The sequence below is a fragment of the Arsukibacterium sp. genome, assembly GCF_018402695.1.
Taxonomy (GTDB): Bacteria; Pseudomonadota; Gammaproteobacteria; order Enterobacterales; family Alteromonadaceae; genus Alishewanella.
This window is the reverse complement of the sequence record NZ_JAGYIM010000016.1, coordinates 95,526-117,002: the sequence shown is the minus strand read 5'-3', so window position 1 is coordinate 117,002 and position 21,477 is coordinate 95,526. Positions and strand designations below refer to the sequence as shown.

Genomic DNA, 21,477 nt, shown 5'->3' with positions numbered 1-21,477 from the left:
GCAAAGCACCTGCCTTGCGCCAATATCGCAATGTCAGTGCCGGGAGCGTTTAACTATGTCTGATGCCACAGTGCCACTTATCACCAATCAGTTATTACAATTGTTAAGCTACCCGGAACGTCAGGCGTTACTGCAGCGCTGTGAGATGGTGCAACTGCAGTTTGCCGACATTCTGTGCGAGTCTAAAAAAAATTATCGCTATTTATACTTTCCCCTTAGTGGTTTTATTTCACTGGTAAGCAGACTGGATAACCATAAACCTCTGGAATTAAGCATTATTGGTAATGAAGGCATGCTCGGCGCCACCCTAACGCTGGGAGTCCACAGTGCACCTATGCAAGCGCTGGTGCAGGGCAAAGGCACGGCCTGGCGGATCACCCCGGCCAATCTGCTGCAGTATTTACAGCAATGCCCCCACCTAAGCCATATTTTGCAGCAATATTTGTTTGTGCAACTGCGGCAATTGGCCCAGAATGCCGCCTGTGCTCACTTTCATGAGTTAAGTCCGCGGCTGGCCCGCTGGCTGCTAATGAGCCATGACCGGGCGCATAGCAGCCGTTTTTACCTGACCCATCAGTTTCTGGCCGATATGGTCGGCGCCCGGCGCAGTGGTGTTACTGTGGCTGCCGGTGTGATGCAACAGCAACAGATGATCAGTTACAGCAGAGGTATCATGTCCATTTTGGACCGAAAAGCATTACAGACCATGTCATGCAGCTGTTATAAAGCAGCAAAGGACGATTATCGAAGTGTGCTGGGTGAACCGCTTCCCGAAAGTACTGAGATAAGGGCGCTGCGACAGGCGTCGGTGCAAGGCGCACCTTAAGCAAATGTTTTTTATGCCAAAAAGTAACGTGGTGGCGCGCCTGAGGCTCAAAAAAAAACCCGCCGAAGCGGGTGTGTTACCTTGTTACTCAGTGTCTTGCTGGCTGCTGTTGCGAGTAAGCCACCAGCTTAACAACAAGCCACCTGCGACAGCGATACCAACCGCCAGCAAAGGCCGGTTTCTTATCTTGGTGCGAGAGCTTCTGACCAGCTGCTGTTGCAAATGATGCAGCTGCTCGCCTTTATGGGAGATGGCCCCCGCTGCAAGATGGGCACCTTCTGCCACTCTGTTCGCGGTATACTGCGCTCTGCCAGTCATTTTCTTAAAAACTGGCACCGCCGCATCGGTGGCATCGTCGATGGCACGGTGTAATCTGCCAGAAGCCGTTTTGACACCCCGGCGCAGGGCATTCTGATTAAGGTGTGGTTTGGTAAAGTGTTCCATAATACCTCCGTTAATAACTGGTTAAAAAGTGACCTGAACAACGGTACCGGAATACTGAGTATAGTATAGTGGTGTTGATACGCCCGATCGGCTACTGCCCCAGGTCATCTGAAACAGGGTTTATTGCACTGGGTTGGAAATGACGACTTCTACCCGGCGGTTTTGCGCTCGACCGTCAGCGGTGTTATTGCTGGCCAGCGGCATATCCAGCCCTTTACCTGAAGCATCCAGCCTGCTGCCGGCAATCCCCTCCGCGACCAGAAACGCTTTCACAGCTTGCGCCCGGCGCTGCGACAATAAAATGTTAGACGATGCAGAACCAACATTGTCGGTATGCCCTTCAATCAACGCGGTGCGCTCCGGATGATCATTTAAGAATTTAGCAAGCTTTGCTAAATGACCACTACTGGCACCTTTCAGGTTGGCCTGAGCAGTATCAAACAACACGTCACCAAGGGTGACAACCAACCCACGATCAGTCGGCCTGGCGTTCAGTTCAGCAATCTGCGCCCGCAACTCAGCGGTAGTTGCTGCTGAAGCGTCGGCCTGCCCACGGGCAACACGGGCCTCATCGCGGGCGCGGGCTGCTGCTGTTAATGCCTGATCTTCACGACCGGCGGCCAGTAAACTCTGCTCTCTGGCCTGCTCTGCCTCGCTGCGGGCGCCAATAGCATCTTCACGGGCCGCACTGGCATCCGCGCGGGCACTGGCAGCTTCCCGGGTGCGGGCGTTTAAGCGCACATCATCACGTTGCTGGCTTAACTCAGCCCGTTGTAACTCCAGCTGGCGGGTTTGCGCCAGGCTCCGGGCAATGACAACTTTGCGCTCAGCCACTATCAGGCGATGAGCAGTAAGTTCGCTATCGTTATCGGGTTGCTCTGCCAGCCTGACCGCCTGCTCAGCATCTTTAATTGCTAACGGTGCCAGCACCGCCAGTTGCTGATCGGCTTGTAACCGGGTAAGTTGCTGGCGAACCTCAGCTGCACCTTCCGGGCTTTGCGGGGCTGAGGCACAACCAACCGCAAACACTGCCGCCAGGGTTATGCTGAGCAAATTTTTAGTAAAAGGTTTTAAACCGTTCATGGTTTTACTCCTGACAGGTTACGCTGCGCTTCCTGCTGCAAGGCATCTATGCTTTGCTGCATATCCTTATTTACTGCTTGGGCTTTCAGCAGCTCGGCTTGAGTCATTGCCAGCTCGGCACTTAGCCGGGCCCGCGCAGCCAGTCGCGCAGCCTGTGGCATATTTTCGGCAAGTACCGCACTGCGTGCTGCAGCAAGTTCGTTGCGGGCAGTGTTCAGTTCAGTAGTGGTGTAGCGGGTAACCTGCGCCTGCTCGGCACTGGTAATGGCCCGCTCGGCAGCGTCTAATTCCGCTGATGGCGGCGGTGGTGCACCAGCACAGGCAGCAAGCAATAACGCCACACTGGCGCAGCATCGCTTGCTTTGGTAGCCGGTATACCGGCAGTAATCGCGGTTGGGTAGTGGTAGCGGTATTCATCTGAAACTCCTGCTGGTTGGGCTGCAACCATAGTGCGGCCTGCGCCACTATGGCGCGATATCGCAAGCTTATCTGTGCGCTGGCGCGCTTAGCGTCCGGTTTAGTAAAACCAGAATTTACCCAGCCCTAGCGTGCAGTTGCGTTACCCTGGTGTTTCGACAAATACATGGCGGCATCGGCGTGGGCGATCAGGGCCTGCGCGTGTTCAGCATCGGCAGGGTACCTGGCAATGCCAACACTGGCAGATAGTGTTACCTCGCCATGGCTGAGCTGGTAAGGCTGGGCAAGCAGCTGCACAATTTTCGCCGCAAACAGTTCAGCGTCCTGCGGCTGTTTAATATTGTTCAGCAGTAACAGAAATTCATCGCCACCATGGCGACTGAGCGCATCACTGTCGCGTATTGCCTGTTGCAAGCGGCAGCTAACCTGCTGCAATATCGCATCACCGGCAGCATGGCCATAGTGATCATTAATGGGTTTAAATTTATCCAGATCGATAAATAGCAAGGCAAACGTATGTTGCTCACGTTTCGCCAGACTGATTGCCTGCTCAATCCGGTCCAGCATAATATTGCGGTTCAGGGTTTGGGTTAGCGTATCGCACTGACTTTCATGGGTTACTTGCTGTAGCTGAGCCACTGTGCTGTTGTTAATTGCAGTGGCATGCAGTAGGGCGACCGACAACACCTGATTATCGCGCAGGATCTGTTGCTGCCGCTGATACCAGATATTATGCTGCAATATAAACTCACAACGCAGCCGCACCAGCTCGGCGCTTTGCGCATCAAAATGCAGTTTAAGTACGGAACTTCGCAATATTTCCGGGTTGGGATGCCGGGGCTCATTCATAAGATCCTCCTTCAGGTAACCCGCAGCAGCGAGCCATTAACTTATATTTGCTTGTTTGCAAGGCTAAACGCAGATAATAAGTTAACTATAAACACGATTTGTTACCCGGTCTGTGCGTTAACGCGCATAAGGTGGATAAGATGCAACATTTCCGGTTTCATCTTATAGTTAGCCCCTGACCTTAACGGATAACTGTAATGTCTGACCCAAAACCGCTGCCAGCTGAAGATAAATTACCCCGCCACCTCGGCCTATTTGGCCTGTGGCTGCTGGTGGTAAATGGTTTAATTGGCGCCGGCATTTTTGGCTTGCCCGGTGGCGCTGCCAAATTAGCCGGCGAATACAGCCCGCTGATATATTTGTTCTGTGCGCTGCTGATTTTACCTATTCTGTTGTGCATGGCCGAGCTGGCCAGTTACTTTCGTGGCAGTGGTGGCCCGATACGCTATAGTACCGCCGCCTTTGGCCCCTTTGTTGGCTTTCAGGCCGGCTGGTTGTACTACATTGCCCGTTTAGTGTCTTTTGCCGCTAATACGGTGTTGCTGGTCGACAGCGTTGGTTATTTCTGGCCAGCCGCCAGCACCGGGCTTAACCGCGCCATCTTGCTAAGCCTGATTGTCGCCAGTCTGACGTTTGTCAATGTTATCGGCTCAGTACGTGCTATGCGCTCACTGGCGTTACTTACCTTTGTTAAATTTGCGGTATTGCTGTTACTGGTGGTAGCCGGTTCAGCGTATTTAGGCGATCAGTTACTGCCCACCTTTAACCCGGCGACTGTATTTAACAGTCCTTATGATATTGGCGCGGCCACCTTGTTACTGATTTATGCCTTTGTTGGCTTTGAATCGGTGGTGGTGCCGGCGGGTGAGGCAAAAAACCCGGCACGGGATATGCCAAGGGCTCTGCTCCTCGGCTTGTTACTGGTCACCCTGTTGTACGTCGGTATTCAGCTGGTCAGTGTCGCGGCGGTGCCAGACATTGCCAACTCCAGCAGCCCGCTACTGGATGTGGCCGCCAGTTTATATGGCCAGGCCGGTGCGGTTGTACTGATGCTGGGAGTGGTTGCATCGGTGGCTGCCAACCTGCTCGGGGCAATTTTCTCCACCCCACGGGCCAGCTTCGCTCTGGCTGAAGATGGCAGCCTGCCGCGCTGGTTCGGTGCAGTGCAACCGCGCTTTTTAACTCCGGCAAATTCCATAGTCTTTTTTGGGGTACTGGCGCTACTGCTAACCTTGTATGGCTCTTTTTTGTGGTTGGCAGCGGCTACTGTGGTATCCCGCTTGCTCTTATACGGCCTGACTTGTGCAGCGGTGCCGGTGCTACGGCCAAAGCTGGCTAACAGCAGCAGCTTTATATTGCCCTTGGGTTACACCATTCCGCTACTGGGTATTGCAGCCTGTGTCTGGCTGGCACTGCAGGTTAGTTTATCCTCTGTCCTGGCTACCGCGAGCTTTGTGCTGCTGGGGACGGCATTATATTTTCTGGCCCGCTGGCAGGCAGGTTCCAAACAATAACGGCGCCAGAAAATAATCTACAAACTATTAACCTTAAGATATAGTAACCGCCTCTACCACCAGCAAAAGGAGTGCGGGGTCGCAAACCAGTCAGTTGTTAATTCAGCTTATGCTGTATGTGTTTTTGCCGTTGTGGGGTATTGCCGGTTTTATCGACTGGTGCTGCCATCGCGCTACCCGCATTGAGTACACTTCAGGCCTTAGAGAATCACTTATTCACTCGTTAATGGGCATTCAGATGGCGGTACCGATTCTGCTATGCCTGTTATTTAAAGTGAATGTACTGATTATGTTAATTTGTATTGTTGCCTGGCTGGCGCATGAGGCCGTCGCTCACTATGACGTGCACTATGCGGCACCCAAACGCCACATCAGCGTCTGGGAAATGCATGCCCATAACTACCTGGCTACCCTGCCAATGTATATGTTGCTGCTTATTATCGTCATTAACTACCCGGTGTTTATCAAACTTATCAGTTTTAACTGGCAGGGCGAATTTTACCTGCAGCGCATGCCTTACGCCCACGGCGGCGATAGTTATTTACCGTATTACCTGGGTTTTATGGCCGTAGTCTGTGTGCTGCCCTATCTGGAAGAAAACCTGCGCTGTTTATTCACCGCCTTAAAACACCCGCAGGTAAAAATATGAATGTGTTTATTACCAGCAGCGGCCATTTTTTGCCAGGGCCGCCAGTTGATAACGACCAGATGGAACCGCTGTTAGGGTTAGTGCGTGGCAAACCCAGCCGCTTAAAACGGCGCATTTTGCAATCGAATGGCATTAAAACCCGCCACTACGCCATTGATGCGAACCACAACACCACCATTTCGAATGCTGGCATGGCAGCCAAAGCTGCCGAGCATTGCTTAAGCCAGAGCTTCCTCGGTAAGCGGCAAATTAGCATGCTTAGCGCCGCCACCAGCCAGGGCGATATTGTGCTGCCCGGCTTTGGCTCGATGGTGCAGGCTGAATTAGGTTTAAGTGATATTGAGCTGCACAGCAGCCACGGTATCTGCTCCAGCAGCATGATGGCGCTTAAAGCGGCTTTTACCAACTTGTTAGCCGGTGAGCAACCTAATGCGTTAGTGGTTGCCAGCGAGCTGACCTCACGGCTGTTTAAAGCCAGCCGCTATGAGGCGGCCGGTAGCGAGCTGGATTTTAATGCCGAATTTTTACGCTGGATGCTATCGGACGGCGCTGGCGCGCTGCTGCTGGAAACCCAGCCGCGCGGCAACTGTTTCCGGATTGACTGGATCCGCAGCTTTTCCCATGCCGACGCCTACCCGGTGTGCATGAGTGTCGGCTACCCCAGTGATAATCCGCAGCACCGAAGCTGGCAGGATTATGCCACTTATGCCCAAGCAGAAGCCGCCGGTGCGCTGCTAATTCGCCAGGATGTGCGGCTGCTGGAAAATATCGTTAAGCTCGGCGTCGATGGCTATTTGCGTTTAATCAGCGAAGGCCGGGTGCAACCTGGCAAGGTTGACCATGTGCTCTGTCATTACTCGTCGCATTATTTTCGCGGCAAAATTTTCGACATGATGCAGCGCGCCGGCGTCGGCATTGCCGAACACAAGTGGTACAGCAATCTGTATAGCCGCGGCAATACCGGCTGTGCCTCAATTTTTATTATGCTGGACGAGTTTCGCCGCACTCAGCGCTATCAAACGGGTGACACCATTTTATGTATGGTGCCGGAAAGTGGCCGCTTTAATAATGCTTACATGCAACTGACCGTGGTGGAGGCCTGAATGACAGAGCAAGTATTAAGCCCGCAGGGCCAGCAGTGTTTACAGGCGCTGATGCGGGTTTGGTTTGATTTTGAACGCCAGCTGGGCCGGGTGCCGCTGTTACAACGGCTGGAGCGTGGCCAGTTCAGCAAAGCTGACTATTGCCAGTTGCTGTTAAACTGGCGCCAGCAGGTCATAGAAGGCTCACGCTGGATCAGCCGCTGCGCGTCGAGCTTTGACCGCGACTACAGCGATGTACGTTCAGTGATTATTGGCCACGCCCGGGAAGAGCACCGCGACTATGAAATGCTCGAACAAGACTATGTTGCCGCCGGCGGCAAGCTTTCAGATATTCAGAGTGCGCCGCGTAATATTGGCACTGAAGCCTTACATGGTTTTTTAATGTACCGGGCCAGCCAGAGCAATCCGGTCGATTTGGTTGGCGCGATGTGGATTATTGAAGGCTTAGGCCAGAAAATGGCCAGTGACTGGGCCGCGCAAATAGATAAAACCACCGGCGGCGATGGCAGCTACAGCCGCTTTATGCGCTACCACGGCGCCAATGATGATGATCATCTGCAAAAGCTGTATCAGTTACTCGACCGACTCTGTCAAAGCCCGGCCCAGTTAACTGCCATAGTGCGTACCGCCCGGGTTACCGCCAGGCTGTATTGCCTGCAACTGGAAGAGGTAGATAATGACTACTAGCAAAAGAACAGAGCCCAGCGCCTATTTAAAAGCGATTGCCAATGATAATTCGCTGCCAATTGAACAGGCGGCGCTGGATTTATGGTTAAAAGACTTACAAAACCCGCTACGCTGGGGCGTGCGGCCACTATTGCAATTTATCTTTGCCATTTTACTGCACTTAATTTGGTTTTTTAAACGGCTGCCGTTACCGCAATTTAGTGCGCATAACGCGCTACAAAAACTGATTTGCTGGTTCTGTACGCATTTTGTCAGCCGGGAAGCCAACTTACTGATCCTGCGCCACTATGCTACGGAATCAAATGTGCTGAATTTTCTGGCCGCCAATAGTCCGGGTAATGAGTTCAGCCCGGTACAGCTGTATCCCAAAAGCATTGCCGAGATGCAGCAAGCCAGTTTTGTGGAGCATGATCAGCAGTTATTCCGGTTATTTGGCGAGCTGGGCAGCTGGCATCACCCGGCGCAGCCATTAAAAGCGAACGAGCTTAACTGGCAACACTGGCAACCGGTGGTGATGGAGCAGTTTCAACTAACTGACAGGAAAACGCAGTGGCTGGATTTTGAAAGTGCTCACGCCCTGTTTATGTGTTTATTCTGCTTATTGCTAACCCGCGAAGAGTACCGTGATGCTATCAATGGCTTTAACCTGGATCAGTCGATTGCGATCCGGATTGGTGATCTGGTAGGTAACAGTAGTCTGCGTGAAATGGCCTATAACAAATATCCGCATTATTTAGTCGGGCCCTGGAATTTAGGCCAGCGCTTTTTAATGCACGGTTTTTTTACCGAGCAGCTGTATGCCTATCTGGAGAAACAGCGCCTGGCGGGACATGGTCAGCCCGAACCAGCAAAAAACTAAAACCGCTGTGGGTTTAAAAATGGAATTAATGCCAGGGTCAGCGCTTGCTGATAGACGCTGGCCCGGCTTAACTGGTTATGGGTCAGCAAACCAATAGCACCACCCGCTTGTTTAATATTGGTGGTGCCAAATAACTGGTCCATGGCATCGCCCAGCTGTATCCCTTCAGCTAACAGATGCAGCGCAGCCGGGGGCAACATCAGACTGGCCGAACGGGCTTTGCCGAGCTTGCCATCATGTTCTATCAGCATCCAGGCGAACGTCATATCAATATCCAGGCCCGCCTCAATTGCCACATAGTAATCGGCCACGGTTTGCAGTTTCAGCGCCTGTAAGCGGTTCTGTGCACCCAGTAAGGTTTCGGCACTGGTTAGCGGTTGCTCGGCGACACCAGAGGCCACCGCAAAACCACTTACCTTAACGGCTTGCTCAGGAAAGTTGTTTTGAAAGCACTGTTTTACTGCATTAATTTTGGCGGGGTTGGCCGAGGCGACAGCAATATTCCACATGGTAAAAATACGTATTAGTTTTGATAGCCGTTATGTAACATACCCGGGTGGTTTAACTCAACTTTTCCTGCTTGCCTTAGTCACTTTTCTTAGTTTTCGCTTTGTGCTGTAAGAACTGTTGCCTGGCCTGATACTCAGCGTATTCCACTCAATTTAAGCTGCATCAGGCATTGCAACAGCATCGACATAAACATCTTTTGTAACAGCTCACCGCTTACTATCGGCGTTGTATCTGTTGCTGACAGAAGAGGTCAGTAATTTGAACTATGGTAACTATCTGGTATGCCCGTTTAAACAGAGCTAAATAACAGGAGTTTGGTTTGAAAAACTGCATCTTATTATTGAGTTTTACCGCCTTGCTGCTAACCAGCACCTTGCCGGGTGCAACAGAGCAGCCGGTATATGGCCCCCGTCTGGAAGGCTTTAATTATCCTTATCCGGTGCAGCATTTTGCACTGAACAGCCAGCAACAGCAGCTGGAAATGGCTTATTTAGATGTGCCTGCTGCGCCCGATACGACTAATGGCAAAACCATGGTATTAATGCATGGTAAAAACTTTTGTGCCGCCACCTGGGAGGGCAGTATTAAAGCACTTACCACAGCAGGCTACCGGGTGATTGCGCCGGATCAAATTGGCTTTTGTAAATCTTCTAAGCCGCAGCAGTACCAGTTCAGTTTTCAGCAACTGGCGGCCAATACCAAAGCACTGCTGGACCAACTGAAAATTGACGAGGTAGCGGTAATGGGTCATTCGATGGGCGGCATGCTGGCTACCCGTTTTGCGCTGCAATACCCGGATACAACAGCAACGCTGGTAATGGTGAACCCTATTGGCCTGGAAGACTGGAAGAGCGTTGGCGTGCCTTATCGCACGGTAGATGAATGGTACCAGCGCGAATTAAAAACCTCAGCCGACGGTATTCGCAATTACCAACGCAATACCTATTATGCCGGCCAGTGGCGTAACGACTTTGAACCCTGGGTACAAATGCAGGCAGGTATGTATCGCGGCGAAGGCCGCGAACAGGTAGCCTGGAATTCGGCACTCACCGCCGATATGATTTACAGCCAGCCGGTCATTTACGAGTTCCCGCAACTGAAAATGCCTGTGATATTGCTGATTGGCGATAAAGACAATACCGCCATTGGTAAAGATGCAGCTCCAAAAGAACTGCAGCCAACGTTAGGCAACTACGCCAAACTCGGTCCGGCGGCGGCCAAAGCCATCCCCAACGCCAACCTGATCCGCTTCGCCGACTTAGGCCATTCGCCCCATATCCAGGCACCAGAGCGTTTCCATCAGGCGTTGTTGGAGGCACTCGCGACAGAAAAGCCTGGCACAAAATAACAATCAAAGTTTAAGCAAATAGCCTGGCTACAATTATTAAATGCATGCCCCGGAATATGGGGTCTTGCTACACCTTGGTGAGCTCTGTACCAAAAAATGCTTTGAATTATTTCTTACTTCGCTTAGGTTAAGGCTATAAAACAACAAAGGACTACCTGCCTGCAGTAGTAAAAGGAAGTTATGACCAGCCGAGCTTATGCCATTTTTGAAACCGGAATACAGGATGTCGCCAAGCTGATTCAGCTGTTTGATAACCTCGAATCTCCTGAACAACGCCAACAATATGAAGTACTAAAGCGAGCCGCCTTGGTAATGACCACCACAGCGTGGGAAAGCTATATCGAGACCTTCCTGCATGAGTTACTTATTAAAAAGATTAACGGCATTCAAGGTAGCTTTGCCGGCGATTTTATTCAGCAAAAATTTGAGGCGGAAATTAAAAGACTGAATAACCCCAGTGGCGACAAGGTACGGCAACTCTCAAAGGAGTTTCTGCGGTGTGATATTACTGAAAATTGGAAATGGGCGAATACCGAGCCCGCTCAGGCCAGGCAACAGCTAAATCACTGGTTATCTAAACGCGGCGATGCAGTACATAGTGCCTGCGAAAGTGGCAACCCGCAAAAAGCCCACTTGGTTAAAAAAGATGATTTGGATAAGGCTGTAAGGTTTTTCAGGGAGTTAGTAAGAGTGACCGATGGGGTTGTTATTTGATGCATGCTGAACCTGAAAGAAACTCAACGGTTCTAACTCGGGAACAAACTTTAGGTCTTTTTCTGGGCGGGCCGGATAAATGGAATGAGCTGGTTGATCAGTATGATGAGATCCATTTCGATTTCTCAAATGTGGAATGGAAAAACTACAAAACACTACTGCAAAATCTGAATGGCCAGAGACAGCTATCAAATGAGCTTGTTAGTTTTAAAGGTTACAGGTTTAAGGCTGGAGTCTTAGATTTTTCGGGTGCCAGATTTGAGCTACTTTCCTTTGACATCTCTGACTCTAATTTAGGGAATACCTCTCTTCGCCTAAATGACATTCAACTCTACGGTGCAATTATTAATCTCTCCAATCTTAAAGTTGGCGTGGGTACGATTTGTTTGAAAGGTGCGCAGCTAGGAATGTCAGGTTGTAAAACTGACCTATTAGCATCAAATCTCTTTATAAATGAGGGTAATTTAATTTGTTCTGATGCTTTTTTATACCACGGAGATGTGAATTTTACCGGTTTAAAAATGAGCAAAGGGAGCGTTGATTTCTCTGGTTCAGTATTCGGCGATGGTGACTTTTCGCTCACTAAAGCAAGAGTTATAGGTGATGATTTTAGTTTTATAAGCTGTAGGTTTGGTAAGGGTGCAAAGTATTTTTCACAGTGCGTATTTCAAGTATTAAGCATCAGTTTTTCAGGCACTAATTTTGGTTTGGGTATTGTTAGTTTCGATGGTTGTAATTTTTCTAAAGTGCGAGACTGGGTACATTTTGTTGGCGTAAAAACAAATGGATACAGTTTTAATTTCATGTTTGTGCAGTTCTCTGAAATTGAAGTCGATTTTTCTGACTCTGTTTTTGACAACAAAAATATAAGTTTTGACTGCTTGAATTTTGCCAACGGTAATTTTCTTTTCGAGAGTTGTGAGTTCCATGGCCGTGTTTCTTTCTCAGATTATGAAGAAAATGCTTCAACTGCACGCCAACTATCGTTTCGTAAATCGATATTTAACAGTACTTTGGATATTAGTGGCGTAAACACAACGGGTATTATCGATTTAAGAGAAACCAAACTTGCTACACATACAACTCTGGATAATCTGGGTTTCACGTTAGCTCGCTGGAGATCGGTTAAGTTCTTACCCGGCTTGTTACAAGCTGCATCTAAAGAGGATGCGTCGAAACTTCGTCGACTGAAAGAAATTGCTGAAACTAATAAAAATCATACTGCAGCACTAAGATTTCATTCGGCTGAAATGCGTGCGCGTAGATGGCATGACATGCCTGTTCTGTCGTCCATATTGGATGGTCTGTTCTCTATGATAAGCAACTATGGACAGAGTATTCTAAGGCCATTTATTGCATGGCTTATTCTTGTAGCTGGATGTGGCTCTATATATTCCGGCGTATTACAGACAAACCCTTTAGCACAGAGTTTGTCAGATGTACTATTTCAAGCAAAATTTGCTGATGGCTTCTTGTACTCACTTGTTCAAACGCTGCCTGTTTTTCCAATAAGCCGATCTCTTCAACAGGATTTATATACTTCGTTGAGTGTGGACCTATCACCGACAATACTTTCATCACTAACAATACTGCAAAATTTACTTGGCGTGATTTTCATATTTTTAATTGGTCTTGGTTTGAGAAACAGATTTCGACTGTAAAAGTGGGTGAAGTAGCAATGTTCTCAACAGTTGAATTACGCCATATCCGCTTATGTCTTGTCAGACAAATTTCTACTGGGCGCGCTGAGCTATTAAAACTGGATGAAGATAGCGACGAATATATGGTAAAGGCTAATGACTTAATGGTGCTGGATAGCGTTATCGCCAAGATTGACCGCGAGCAAGGTTCATTTCAGTAACAATAACTGATAGGCCAACACAACAAGGGCGTAATGTTTTAAATTACGCCCTTTGCAGTTGCAGGAGCCTTTATTATTAGAAACTGCCAATATACTTTACACCAGCTCACCTGCGATATTTAAATAAACAATAAAAACAATAGCTTGTAAAGTGGCGCAATACTTGCCTGTGCTTTTGCCGTTTAAGTTTAAACATAACAATTTTAGGGACATATAAATGTTAAAACGTATAAGTTTAATTTTAACCTTGCTAATGATTACCAGCGCTCCGGTCTCCGCTACCCTGATATCCGGTGGGTTAAATGTTGACAATGGCTATGTAGCCTATCTTTCCACAGATGATCTCAGCCCTGGAGTACTAATTTCATCCGGCAATAACTGGATGTCGACCTATACGTTTTCGGATGTCAATTTAACCGCAGGCCAAAGTTACTTTCTGCATATCTATGCTTATGATCAGGGCGGAATAGCTGGTTTTCTGGGACAATTTGACCTGACCGGCGCCGGCCATCTGTTTGCAAATGGCCAGTCATCTTTGCTGACCAATACCACCGACTGGAAAGTCAGTACTACTGGCTGGAATGATTATCAAGCTGTCAGCTTTTTAGGCGTTAATGGTGTCAGCCCCTGGGGCACTCGAGCTGGCGTAAGTGGAGCGGCCGAATGGATCTGGTCATCAGATGCTAATAACCATAACGTTAACTACTTCACAACAGCCATCAATGCGGTTGCAGCTCCAACTGCGGTTCCAGAACCTAACTCATTATTTTTAATGAGTCTGGTGTTGCTGGGCCTGGTCGTCGCACGGAAAAAAATGATTTAAGGTTAATTTCAGATATAAAAACTGGTTAACCAAAACAACAAGGGCGTAATTTTTTGAATTACGCCCTTTTCTGTTGTAGGAACCTTTGCCTTTTTTCGCCTTAACCACCCTGGTTTGAAACAACTTGCTGGTGACTAAGGCCTTAATCGCATTATCGCGGATCTCGCCGCGGCCATGCTCGGTTGCCGCTGGTTTACTCATCTGTCTTCTCCTGTTTAAAAAACGCGCAAAGTTTAACTTCGTGCCACAAAAAATACCAGCGGTTGTTGTTGCTGCGCTTCCAACCTAAAATACACCCAGTACCATCATCAGGATACTGCATGAATACCGATATTCGCTGGCATCAACGGCTGGCTAACTTCACTAAAGCACTGGCTGAACTGAGTGAGGCTATTGCACTGACGAAGCAGCGGCAGCTTACTAAGTTGGAGCGACAGGGCTTAATTCAGGATTTTGAGTACAACTACGAATTGGCATGGAACTGCATTAAAGATTTTTATCAGTTTCAGGGTGAAACCGATATTCAGGGTTCGCGCGATGCCATCAGGTTGGCGTTTAGCCGTGGTTTAATTAGTGACGGTGAGCTGTGGATGAATATGATTAAAAGCCGGGCGTTAACCTCCCATATTTATAATCAGGATACGGCAAATGCGGTCGCCGATGATATTTTGCAGCGATATTATCCAGCCTTTGTCGAGCTACATCAGGTGTTAAATGAACAGCACAATGCCGGCTGACTTATACGGGCTCAGCCAGCAGGCATTGCAACAAATTAAGCAGTGTCTGGCATCGTTTTCCGCAATTGAACAAGCCCTGCTTTACGGCTCGCGAGCTATGGGTACTTTCCGGCCAGGCTCAGATATTGATTTGGTTATTGTTGGCCCGCAATTTAGCCACCAACAATTGTTGCAACTGCTAACAGCGCTGGATGATTTGCTACTGCCTTACAGCTTTGATATCAGCCGGATCCAAGACATCGAAAACAAAGAATTATTGGCGCATATAGCAAGAGTTGGCAAGGTGTTTTATCAACCCGCGGTTAAAAACGTCTGATAACTGCGGTTATTGCTAACCTGCTGATACTGATAGCCCAACTTATCCAGATATGAGGCAATATCACTATGCTGCGCCACTTCAAAGCCGGCCAGTACATCGCCAGTGGCGGCGCCGTGGTTGCGATAGTGAAATAAGGTGATGTTCCAATCCTCGCCCAAGGTATTTAAAAAATTCATTAAGGCACCGGGGTATTCCGGGAAATTAAACTGATACACCTGTTCCTGTAACTCGCGCGGTGGCATGCCGCCGACCATATGCCGTACATGCAGCTTGGCCAGTTCGTCGTCGGACAAGTCCTGATAATCATAACCGGCGTCACTGAGCAGTTTCGTTACCGTGTCCAGTTCCTGCTGACCATGGCGCAGCTTAATACCGACAAAAATATGGGCTTTGTTATCGCTGGCATAGCGATAATTAAATTCAGTAATCGCCCGGCCGCCCAGGGTCTGGCAAAAGCGGCGGAAACTGCCTTTTTCTTCTGGTATGGTCACGGCAAATACCGCTTCTTTTTTCTCGCCAAGCTCACAACGCTCTGACACATAGCGCAATGTATCAAAGTTTAAGTTAGCACCACTTAACACAGCAGCAAACTGCTGCGGTTTACTCAGGGTGCTGTTGTTAAGCTGCTGGCTGTACTTTTTTAAGCCAGCCAAAGCCAGCGCACCGGCGGGCTCGGCCACCGCACGTAAGTCATCAAAAATGTCTTTAATGGCGGCGCATATTTCATCACTGCTAACGGTAACCACTTCATCGCAAAAACGTTTCGCCAGGTTAAAGTTTTCGGTACCGATACGTTTTACCGCCACACCATCGGCAAATAAACCCACCCGCTCCAGGGTTACCGGGCTGCCGGCGGCCAATGCCGCTTTTAAGCAGGCTGCATCTTCCGGCTCTACCCCTATTACCCGCACATTAGGCTGGATGGCTTTGATATACACCGCCATCCCAGCCAGAATGCCGCCGCCACCCACCGGGATAAATACCGCATTAAGCTGGTTATGTTGGCTTAGTAGCTCTTTGGCGATGGTACCCTGGCCGGCGATAACGTCGCTATCGTCAAAGGGCGGAATATAAATCGCGCCCTCGGTATTGGCCAGGTTGATGGCATAGCTGTTGGCTTCATCAAAGGCAGTGCCGTGCAGCACCACATTGCCACCCAGCGCCCTTACTGCCGCAACCTTTATTTCCGGGGTTGTAATGGGCATCACTATGGTGGCATGAATATCAAGCTTGCTGGCAGACAGCGCTACGCCCTGAGCATGGTTACCAGCCGAGGCACACACTACGCTGGCATCAGGGCTATGCAATTTTACTTTATGCAGTTTATGAAAAGCGCCGCGCAGTTTAAACGAGTACACCGGCTGTTTGTCTTCGCGCTTTAGCAGCACATTATGGCCCAGTCGCTGGCTAAGTTTGGTCATGCCATCCAAAGGCGTTTCTACTGCGGCCTGATATACCGGCGATAGCAGAATGTCCCGCAGATACTGCTGCATTAACTCGGTATCTGTCTGCTCTGGTTGGACTGTTGCCAGATTGTTCATTGTTGCTCCACTGCTGTTTGTATCATTGTTACCTGATGTAACTTGAAGATCTGTGTATAGCTCAAGGCAAGGAAATGCTCTTTTCGCCGCCTTCGACAGCACGTCCCTGTGCTGTCTCAGCCTCCGCGGCATCCCTGCCGCTGCTGCAAGCGCACACCTTGCCCATCGCCTTACGTCTTGCTGCTTGTGCCATCCGACACACTTCAGTTTCAAGCGAAGACAGGTAAGAGCTAAGCGGGGCGTCTCCAGCAGGGATGCTGGAGAGGAGTCTATAGGGACATATTTACGACGTCCCCGCGTGTTGTTACCTGTCGCAGCCTTCAACTCAGATTTAAACTCAGAGACAAGGAAATACTTTCTTCGCCGCCTACTTACTAAGGTTCTGCTTTTACTCTTCTAACTTCGACAAATCCCGCACTGCACCTTTATCTGCACTGCTGGCAAGCAGGGCATAAGCTTTTAAGGCAGAACTGACCACCCGCTGCCGGTTCTCTGGCTTCCAACCCTGCTTACCTTTCGCATCCATCTCTGCATGGCGCTTGGCCAGCTCTTCATCACTGATGGCTATGCCAATTTTGCGCTGCGGTATATCAATTTCTATTGTGTCGCCTTCCTGCACCAGCGCGATAGCACCGCCACTGGCCGCTTCCGGAGATACATGACCTATCGATAAGCCTGAGGTGCCGCCGGAAAAACGACCATCGGTGATCAAGGCACAGGCCTTGCCTAAGCCCATCGATTTTAAATAACTGGTTGGATACAGCATTTCCTGCATACCCGGGCCACCTTTCGGGCCTTCATAGCGAATAATCACCGCGTCCCCAACTACGACTTTGCCTTTTAAAATGGCGTCAACCGCCTCATCCTGGCTTTCAAACACCCGGGCGCGGCCGGTAAATACCAGATTCTCCGGCTCTACCCCGGCGGTTTTCACAATACAACCCTGCGGTGCCAGGTTGCCAAACAGTACCGCCAAGCCACCGTCTTGCGAGTAGGCATGTTCTTTACTGCGAATACAGCCTTCCACCCGGTCATCATCTACAGACGGGTAGCGACAGTTTTGCGAAAACGCCTGGGTAGTGCGAATGCCGGCCGGGCCGGCGGCGTAAAATTGTTGTACCTCCTGGGAGGGGTTGGCTTTCAAATCCCATTTATCTAACACCGCGCCCAGTGAACTACCAGCAACATGGGGGGTATCGGGGTTTAACAAGCCTGCGCGATTCAGCTCAGCTAAAATACCGATAACGCCACCGGCGCGATGGACATCTTCCATATGGTATTTCTGGGTAGAGGGCGCCACCTTGCATAAATGCGGCACGATGCGTGACAAACGGTCGATATCGGCCATGGTAAAATCGACTTCAGCTTCAATAGCCGCAGCCAGTAAATGCAGCACGGTATTGGTGGAGCCACCCATCGCAATATCCAGCATCATCGCATTTTCAAAGGCCGTTTTATTGCCGATACTGCGCGGCAGGGCGCTGGCATCGTCGTTTTTATACCAGCGGTTACACAGCTCCATAATTCTGAAACCGGCCTGCACAAACAGCTCTTTGCGATCAGCATGGGTCGCCAGCAGTGAGCCATTGCCGGGCTGGCCTAAACCTAACGCCTCCACCAAACAGTTCATTGAGTTAGCGGTAAACATCCCCGAGCAACTGCCGCAAGTTGGACAGGCACTGCGTTCAATTTGCTCACTGTCGCTGTCGCTGACTTTTGGATCGGCCGCCGACACCATGGCATCGACTAAATCCAGCTTGATAATCTGATCTGACAGCTTGGTTTTACCGGCCTCCATTGGCCCACCAGAAATAAAAATCGCCGGCACATTTAAGCGCATCGCCGCCATTAACATGCCGGGGGTAATTTTATCGCAATTCGAAATACAGACCATGGCATCGGCGCAGTGGGCGTTAACCATATATTCGACCGAGTCGGCAATCAGCTCGCGCGAAGGCAGGCTGTACAGCATGCCGCCATGGCCCATGGCGATACCGTCATCTACGGCTATAGTGTTGAATTCTTTGGCAATACCGCCGGCATCTTCAATGCTTTTCGCCACCAGTTTACCCAGGTCACGTAAATGCACATGGCCCGGCACAAATTCACAGAACGAGTTAACCACGGCAATAATGGGTTTGCCAAAATCGGTATCTTTAACCCCGGTGGCACGCCACAGCGCGCGGGCGCCGGCCATATTGCGGCCTTCGGTAACAGTGGCGGATCTTAACTTTGGCATCAGGTACTCCGTTATTATAAATTAGTCTGGTAATAGCTTAGGCGCGCAGCGCGGCAATGTCGGCGCTGACCAGTTGTAAATCGCGCACGTCGTATAGTTTGTGTAACTGACTGGTCAGTAAATGAATCGGCTTGTCGCTGCTGACCGTTAAGGTGATCGACAGTCCCGCCATATCGCTCAGTGGCGTTAGCTCAAGCCCGGCCAGCTGGTAGCCGCGATAGCGGGTTACCTGCAATAAACGTTCAACCACGCTGGCTTCATTATTGGTGGTGATGGTCAGGATATGGTTCATTAGTTGCTCTCCAGGATCATATCTTCATTTGCGGCACCCGGCGGTACTAATGGCCAGACGTTGTCTTTTTCATCAATTCTTACATGCAATAAATAGGGGCCCGGCCAGGTAAACATAGCTTCCAGCGCGCCTTCTACTTCATCTTTGCGGGTAATACAGTGGCCGGGGATGGCAAAGGCTGCGGCCAGCGCGACAAAATCCGGATTGTCAGATAAGTCAGTTTCGCTGTAGCGCTCATCAAAAAATAACTGCTGCCACTGTTTCACCATGCCCAGGCGCTGGTTATCGATAATGACGATTTTTACCGGCAGCCTGAAACGTTTAATGGTGCCGAGCTCCTGCACGTTCATCATAAAAGAGCCATCGCCCGACACCGCGATTACCGTATCTTGTGGCCGGGCTAACTTGGCGCCAATAGCCGCGGGCAAACCAAAGCCCATGGTGCCCAGGCCACCACTGGATAAATGGTTGCGCGGGTGGCTGAAGCGCATATGCTGCGCCACCCACATCTGGTGCTGGCCCACGTCGCAGCACACTACGCTGTTATCCGGCATCCGCTCACTTAACTGTTTTAACATCAGCGGTGCGTAAATACGCTCGCCCGGGTGGTCGTAACGCCAGCCATGTTGCTGTTTTAAGCTGCTGCAATGCGCTAACCAGTCGCTGCAGTTAGTACTACTGCTAATCGCCGGCAATATTTGCTGCATATCGCCTAAAAACGATACCTGAGCAAAACGTACTTTATTAATTTCAGCCGGGTCGATATCGACATGAATAACTTTGGCTTTCGGGGCGAATTTTTGCAGGTTGCCGGTTACCCGGTCATCAAAGCGGGCACCTAAACAAATTAATAAATCGCACTGTTGCACCGCTATATTGGCAGCCTGGGTGCCGTGCATGCCCAGCATACCTAAGTAATAAGGGTTGTCTTTCGCCACCGAGCCCATGCCTTTTAAGGTGGTAACAGAGGGCATCGGACACTGGGCTAAAAAGTCCTGCAACTGTGGCATAGCACCAGCCATATGCACGCCACCGCCGATATAGGCCATCGGCTTATTGGCGTTAGCAATTAACTGGCGGGCCTTAGTGCTTTGTGCCAGCGAAGTATTAATAGGGCGTTGCCGGGGTTGAACCGAAACCTCAGTCTCGCTTACCGCGGCCAGTTGCACATCTTTTGGGATATCAACCAGCACCGGGCCGGGCCGGCCAGAGCGGGCAATTGCAAAAGCTTCGTTTAAGGTCGCGGCCAGTTCATCGGCGCTGCGCACCATAAAGCTGTGTTTGGTAACACTTAAACTTAAGCCCAGTACGTCAATTTCCTGAAAAGCATCGGTGCCCATCACCGCCTGCGATACCTGGCCGGTGATCGCCACCAGCGGCACCGAGTCCAGCATAGCATCGGCCAGTGAGGTAATTAAGTTAGTAGCGCCCGGACCAGAGGTAGCCAGGCACACCCCCACCTTGCCGGAGCTGCGGGCATAACCAATGGCCGAAAACGCACCACCCTGTTCATGTCGGCACAGGTAGTGTTTGACCGGGCTGGCATAGATCGCGTCGTAAATTGGCATAATAGCGCCGCCGGGATAACCAAAAATGGTATCCACCCCCTGCTGCTGCAACACCTTTAATACCAACTCTGCGCCATTCATCCTAAACCTCTTGCTGCTATTTAATTTTCACACGCCCTGAAACGACAAAACCCCCGGTCCTTGCGGAGCGGGGGTTTTGTTGGATTTCGCCTTAAGCTACTTTATTTTTCCAAAACACCGCCCCCGCGGAGATTAATAATCACCACGACCACGAGGACAATAATGTTCAGAACAGCAGCTAAACGCATAATTTGATTCTTACTTATTTACTTGGTTGAATTCGTTTTTATATTTTGGCTCTGTTTTACAGAGCAGTTACCTATTACAAATAGCCGTCTATCAGTCTGAAGTCAACCAATTTTTGTCATTTGCTGAAAAAATCCACCATTTGCACCTTTAGCCTGCCACAACGTACACTTAGCTTATTCATCAGCCTGGGCGGTAGCCTTATGGATCAGCTAGAGCTATTCGACATACCTAACCCCTGCATAGGGGTATGTGAGAGTAACAACCGGGGCTATTGCCTCGGTTGCCTGCGCTCGCGTGACGAACGCTTTAACTGGCACCAGAAACCCACGGCAGAGCGCAGCCATATTCTTAAACTGCTGGTGCAGCGCCGGGCAAGGCTGAATACCAAAGCGAAGAAAGAGCAGGACTTGCCAGAGCAAGGTGAATCACTGGATTTGTTCTGAATTAACTTCTTTTAATTAACCCAACCAGATAAATCAGCACTACCGCACCCACCGTCGCCATAACCAGCGAACCAATAAAACCACCTGCCGACAAGCCAAGCAACGTGAATAAAAAACCGCCTAAAAAGCACCGACAATGCCAACAACAATATTGCCTAACAAGCCGAAGCCGCGGCCTTTCATAATATTACCGGCTATCCAACCAGCGAGTGCGCCGATGATTAAAAAAGCGATAAAATTCATAGTAATCCCTTCACAGTTAGATGCTGACGTAGCACCTATTGAGCATAGTCTAAAAAAGTTGCATACAAAAGCCGGCTTGAGCATTGAGTAAATCTGGTTTAAGTGCTTGAAAATTTTGTATCAAACACTTGTGGCTGT

At 49.9% G+C, this 21,477-nt stretch carries 24 protein-coding genes and 1 pseudogene; 14 read left to right on the top strand and 11 right to left on the bottom strand.

Annotation, left to right across the window (positions count from 1 at the left end; all coding sequences use genetic code 11):
- Window positions 1-55: 55 nt before the first annotated feature.
- Entirely contained in the window at window positions 56-826 is a 771-nt protein-coding gene (locus tag KG631_RS08140) for a Crp/Fnr family transcriptional regulator (protein ID WP_213997708.1), read from the top strand.
- 84 nt (window positions 827-910) lie between these two features.
- Here the strand turns inward: KG631_RS08140 and KG631_RS08135 are convergent, their stop codons facing one another.
- From KG631_RS08135 to KG631_RS08120, 4 genes are all read right to left on the bottom strand, one after another.
- Complete coding sequence (locus KG631_RS08135) at window positions 911-1,270, bottom strand: hypothetical protein (protein WP_213997707.1); 360 nt, start codon at window positions 1,268-1,270, stop codon at window positions 911-913.
- Window positions 1,271-1,390: 120 nt separating this feature from the next.
- A complete protein-coding gene (locus KG631_RS08130; protein WP_213997706.1) occupies window positions 1,391-2,353 on the bottom strand; it encodes an OmpA family protein in 963 nt (320 codons plus the stop codon).
- Window positions 2,350-2,694, bottom strand: coding sequence for a DUF4398 domain-containing protein (locus KG631_RS08125; protein WP_213997705.1), 345 nt, complete (start codon window positions 2,692-2,694; stop codon window positions 2,350-2,352). Before KG631_RS08125 ends, KG631_RS08130 begins: the two co-directional genes overlap by 4 nt.
- A gap of 202 nt (window positions 2,695-2,896) precedes the next feature.
- A complete protein-coding gene (locus KG631_RS08120; protein WP_213997704.1) occupies window positions 2,897-3,619 on the bottom strand; it encodes a GGDEF domain-containing protein in 723 nt (240 codons plus the stop codon).
- A 197-nt stretch (window positions 3,620-3,816) separates the two neighbouring features.
- Here KG631_RS08120 and KG631_RS08115 point away from each other — a divergent pair, with 197 nt between their 5' ends.
- From KG631_RS08115 to KG631_RS08095, 5 genes are all read left to right on the top strand, one after another.
- Window positions 3,817-5,133: an APC family permease gene (locus KG631_RS08115; RefSeq protein ID WP_213997703.1), complete on the top strand. Its 1,317-nt coding sequence runs from the start codon at window positions 3,817-3,819 to the stop codon at window positions 5,131-5,133.
- A gap of 94 nt (window positions 5,134-5,227) precedes the next feature.
- Entirely contained in the window at window positions 5,228-5,782 is a 555-nt protein-coding gene (locus KG631_RS08110) for a diguanylate cyclase (protein ID WP_301003689.1), read from the top strand.
- Window positions 5,779-6,885 carry a beta-ketoacyl-ACP synthase III gene (locus KG631_RS08105; protein WP_213997702.1) on the top strand — a complete coding sequence of 369 codons (1,107 nt, stop codon included), beginning with the start codon at window positions 5,779-5,781 and terminating at the stop codon, window positions 6,883-6,885. The genes KG631_RS08110 and KG631_RS08105 overlap by 4 nt, the downstream gene beginning before the upstream one ends.
- Complete coding sequence (locus KG631_RS08100; protein WP_213997701.1) at window positions 6,886-7,572, top strand: iron-containing redox enzyme family protein; 687 nt, start codon at window positions 6,886-6,888, stop codon at window positions 7,570-7,572.
- The gene (locus KG631_RS08095; protein ID WP_213997700.1) at window positions 7,562-8,431 is read left to right on the top strand and encodes a hypothetical protein; all 870 of its coding nucleotides are present in this window, start codon (window positions 7,562-7,564) and stop codon (window positions 8,429-8,431) included. Before KG631_RS08100 ends, KG631_RS08095 begins: the two co-directional genes overlap by 11 nt.
- On the opposite strand, the gene yjjX is transcribed toward KG631_RS08095, so the two are convergent.
- Window positions 8,428-8,940, bottom strand: coding sequence for an inosine/xanthosine triphosphatase (gene yjjX / locus KG631_RS08090; RefSeq protein ID WP_213997699.1), 513 nt, complete (start codon window positions 8,938-8,940; stop codon window positions 8,428-8,430). The genes KG631_RS08095 and yjjX overlap by 4 nt on opposite strands.
- A gap of 320 nt (window positions 8,941-9,260) precedes the next feature.
- On the opposite strand from yjjX, the gene KG631_RS08085 reads away from it, so the two are divergent.
- The 5 genes from KG631_RS08085 (at window position 9,261) to KG631_RS08065 (ending at window position 13,687) form a co-directional block, all read left to right on the top strand.
- The gene (locus tag KG631_RS08085) at window positions 9,261-10,289 is read left to right on the top strand and encodes an alpha/beta hydrolase (protein ID WP_213997698.1); all 1,029 of its coding nucleotides are present in this window, start codon (window positions 9,261-9,263) and stop codon (window positions 10,287-10,289) included.
- A 180-nt stretch (window positions 10,290-10,469) separates the two neighbouring features.
- Window positions 10,470-11,003: a HEPN domain-containing protein gene (locus KG631_RS08080; protein WP_213997697.1), complete on the top strand. Its 534-nt coding sequence runs from the start codon at window positions 10,470-10,472 to the stop codon at window positions 11,001-11,003.
- A complete protein-coding gene (locus KG631_RS08075; RefSeq protein ID WP_213997696.1) occupies window positions 11,000-12,664 on the top strand; it encodes a hypothetical protein in 1,665 nt (554 codons plus the stop codon). The genes KG631_RS08080 and KG631_RS08075 overlap by 4 nt, the downstream gene beginning before the upstream one ends.
- A gap of 17 nt (window positions 12,665-12,681) precedes the next feature.
- Entirely contained in the window at window positions 12,682-12,864 is a 183-nt protein-coding gene (locus tag KG631_RS08070) for a hypothetical protein (RefSeq protein WP_213997695.1), read from the top strand.
- A 217-nt stretch (window positions 12,865-13,081) separates the two neighbouring features.
- Complete coding sequence (locus KG631_RS08065; RefSeq protein ID WP_213997694.1) at window positions 13,082-13,687, top strand: PEP-CTERM sorting domain-containing protein; 606 nt, start codon at window positions 13,082-13,084, stop codon at window positions 13,685-13,687.
- On the opposite strand, the gene KG631_RS08060 is transcribed toward KG631_RS08065, so the two are convergent.
- Complete coding sequence (locus KG631_RS08060; protein ID WP_301003688.1) at window positions 13,634-13,888, bottom strand: ribosome alternative rescue factor ArfA; 255 nt, start codon at window positions 13,886-13,888, stop codon at window positions 13,634-13,636. The genes KG631_RS08065 and KG631_RS08060 overlap by 54 nt on opposite strands.
- A 119-nt stretch (window positions 13,889-14,007) precedes the next feature.
- Between KG631_RS08060 and KG631_RS08055 the strand changes: the two genes are divergently transcribed.
- Window positions 14,008-14,424 (top strand): nucleotidyltransferase substrate binding protein, encoded by a 417-nt coding sequence (locus KG631_RS08055; protein ID WP_213997693.1) that lies wholly within the window; start codon window positions 14,008-14,010, stop codon window positions 14,422-14,424.
- Window positions 14,402-14,740 (top strand): nucleotidyltransferase domain-containing protein, encoded by a 339-nt coding sequence (locus tag KG631_RS08050; protein WP_213997692.1) that lies wholly within the window; start codon window positions 14,402-14,404, stop codon window positions 14,738-14,740. The genes KG631_RS08055 and KG631_RS08050 overlap by 23 nt, the downstream gene beginning before the upstream one ends.
- Here KG631_RS08050 and ilvA read toward each other — a convergent pair.
- The 4 genes from ilvA to ilvG all read right to left on the bottom strand — a co-directional run bounded on the left by ilvA (window position 14,716) and on the right by ilvG (window position 20,464).
- Window positions 14,716-16,284 carry a threonine ammonia-lyase, biosynthetic gene (gene ilvA / locus KG631_RS08045; protein ID WP_213997691.1) on the bottom strand — a complete coding sequence of 523 codons (1,569 nt, stop codon included), beginning with the start codon at window positions 16,282-16,284 and terminating at the stop codon, window positions 14,716-14,718. The genes KG631_RS08050 and ilvA overlap by 25 nt on opposite strands.
- Window positions 16,285-16,672: 388 nt before the next feature.
- The gene (gene ilvD, locus KG631_RS08040; protein WP_213997690.1) at window positions 16,673-18,523 is read right to left on the bottom strand and encodes a dihydroxy-acid dehydratase; all 1,851 of its coding nucleotides are present in this window, start codon (window positions 18,521-18,523) and stop codon (window positions 16,673-16,675) included.
- A 37-nt stretch (window positions 18,524-18,560) separates the two neighbouring features.
- The gene (ilvM, locus tag KG631_RS08035) at window positions 18,561-18,815 is read right to left on the bottom strand and encodes an acetolactate synthase 2 small subunit (protein ID WP_213997689.1); all 255 of its coding nucleotides are present in this window, start codon (window positions 18,813-18,815) and stop codon (window positions 18,561-18,563) included.
- On the bottom strand, window positions 18,815-20,464 hold the full coding sequence (ilvG, locus tag KG631_RS08030; RefSeq protein ID WP_213997688.1) for an acetolactate synthase 2 catalytic subunit: 1,650 nt from the start codon (window positions 20,462-20,464) through the stop codon (window positions 18,815-18,817). Before ilvG ends, ilvM begins: the two co-directional genes overlap by 1 nt.
- A 389-nt stretch (window positions 20,465-20,853) precedes the next feature.
- On the opposite strand from ilvG, the gene KG631_RS08025 reads away from it, so the two are divergent.
- On the top strand, window positions 20,854-21,096 hold the full coding sequence (locus tag KG631_RS08025) for a DUF1289 domain-containing protein (RefSeq protein WP_213997687.1): 243 nt from the start codon (window positions 20,854-20,856) through the stop codon (window positions 21,094-21,096).
- A 1-nt stretch (window position 21,097) separates the two neighbouring features.
- On the opposite strand, the pseudogene KG631_RS08020 reads toward KG631_RS08025, so the two are convergent.
- A pseudogene (locus tag KG631_RS08020) lies at window positions 21,098-21,339 on the bottom strand (GlsB/YeaQ/YmgE family stress response membrane protein).
- Window positions 21,340-21,477: the final 138 nt, after the last annotated feature.

Excerpts from the sequence above, each read along its gene's own strand:
- KG631_RS08140 (WP_213997708.1), top strand. The coding sequence starts at position 56 with ATGTCTGATGCCACAGTGCCACTTATCACCAATCAGTTATTACAATTG.
- KG631_RS08135 (WP_213997707.1), bottom strand. The coding sequence starts at position 1,270 with ATGGAACACTTTACCAAACCACACCTTAATCAGAATGCCCTGCGCCGG.
- KG631_RS08130 (WP_213997706.1), bottom strand. The coding sequence starts at position 2,353 with ATGAACGGTTTAAAACCTTTTACTAAAAATTTGCTCAGCATAACCCTG.
- KG631_RS08120 (WP_213997704.1), bottom strand. The coding sequence starts at position 3,619 with ATGAATGAGCCCCGGCATCCCAACCCGGAAATATTGCGAAGTTCCGTA.
- KG631_RS08115 (WP_213997703.1), top strand. The coding sequence starts at position 3,817 with ATGTCTGACCCAAAACCGCTGCCAGCTGAAGATAAATTACCCCGCCAC.
- KG631_RS08105 (WP_213997702.1), top strand. The coding sequence starts at position 5,779 with ATGAATGTGTTTATTACCAGCAGCGGCCATTTTTTGCCAGGGCCGCCA.
- KG631_RS08100 (WP_213997701.1), top strand. The coding sequence starts at position 6,886 with ATGACAGAGCAAGTATTAAGCCCGCAGGGCCAGCAGTGTTTACAGGCG.
- KG631_RS08095 (WP_213997700.1), top strand. The coding sequence starts at position 7,562 with ATGACTACTAGCAAAAGAACAGAGCCCAGCGCCTATTTAAAAGCGATT.
- yjjX (WP_213997699.1), bottom strand. The coding sequence starts at position 8,940 with ATGTGGAATATTGCTGTCGCCTCGGCCAACCCCGCCAAAATTAATGCA.
- KG631_RS08080 (WP_213997697.1), top strand. The coding sequence starts at position 10,470 with ATGACCAGCCGAGCTTATGCCATTTTTGAAACCGGAATACAGGATGTC.
- KG631_RS08070 (WP_213997695.1), top strand. The coding sequence starts at position 12,682 with ATGTTCTCAACAGTTGAATTACGCCATATCCGCTTATGTCTTGTCAGA.
- KG631_RS08065 (WP_213997694.1), top strand. The coding sequence starts at position 13,082 with ATGTTAAAACGTATAAGTTTAATTTTAACCTTGCTAATGATTACCAGC.
- KG631_RS08060 (WP_301003688.1), bottom strand. The coding sequence starts at position 13,888 with ATGAGTAAACCAGCGGCAACCGAGCATGGCCGCGGCGAGATCCGCGAT.
- KG631_RS08055 (WP_213997693.1), top strand. The coding sequence starts at position 14,008 with ATGAATACCGATATTCGCTGGCATCAACGGCTGGCTAACTTCACTAAA.
- KG631_RS08050 (WP_213997692.1), top strand. The coding sequence starts at position 14,402 with ATGAACAGCACAATGCCGGCTGACTTATACGGGCTCAGCCAGCAGGCA.
- ilvA (WP_213997691.1), bottom strand. The coding sequence starts at position 16,284 with ATGAACAATCTGGCAACAGTCCAACCAGAGCAGACAGATACCGAGTTA.
- ilvD (WP_213997690.1), bottom strand. The coding sequence starts at position 18,523 with ATGCCAAAGTTAAGATCCGCCACTGTTACCGAAGGCCGCAATATGGCC.
- ilvM (WP_213997689.1), bottom strand. The coding sequence starts at position 18,815 with ATGAACCATATCCTGACCATCACCACCAATAATGAAGCCAGCGTGGTT.
- ilvG (WP_213997688.1), bottom strand. The coding sequence starts at position 20,464 with ATGAATGGCGCAGAGTTGGTATTAAAGGTGTTGCAGCAGCAGGGGGTG.
- KG631_RS08025 (WP_213997687.1), top strand. The coding sequence starts at position 20,854 with ATGGATCAGCTAGAGCTATTCGACATACCTAACCCCTGCATAGGGGTA.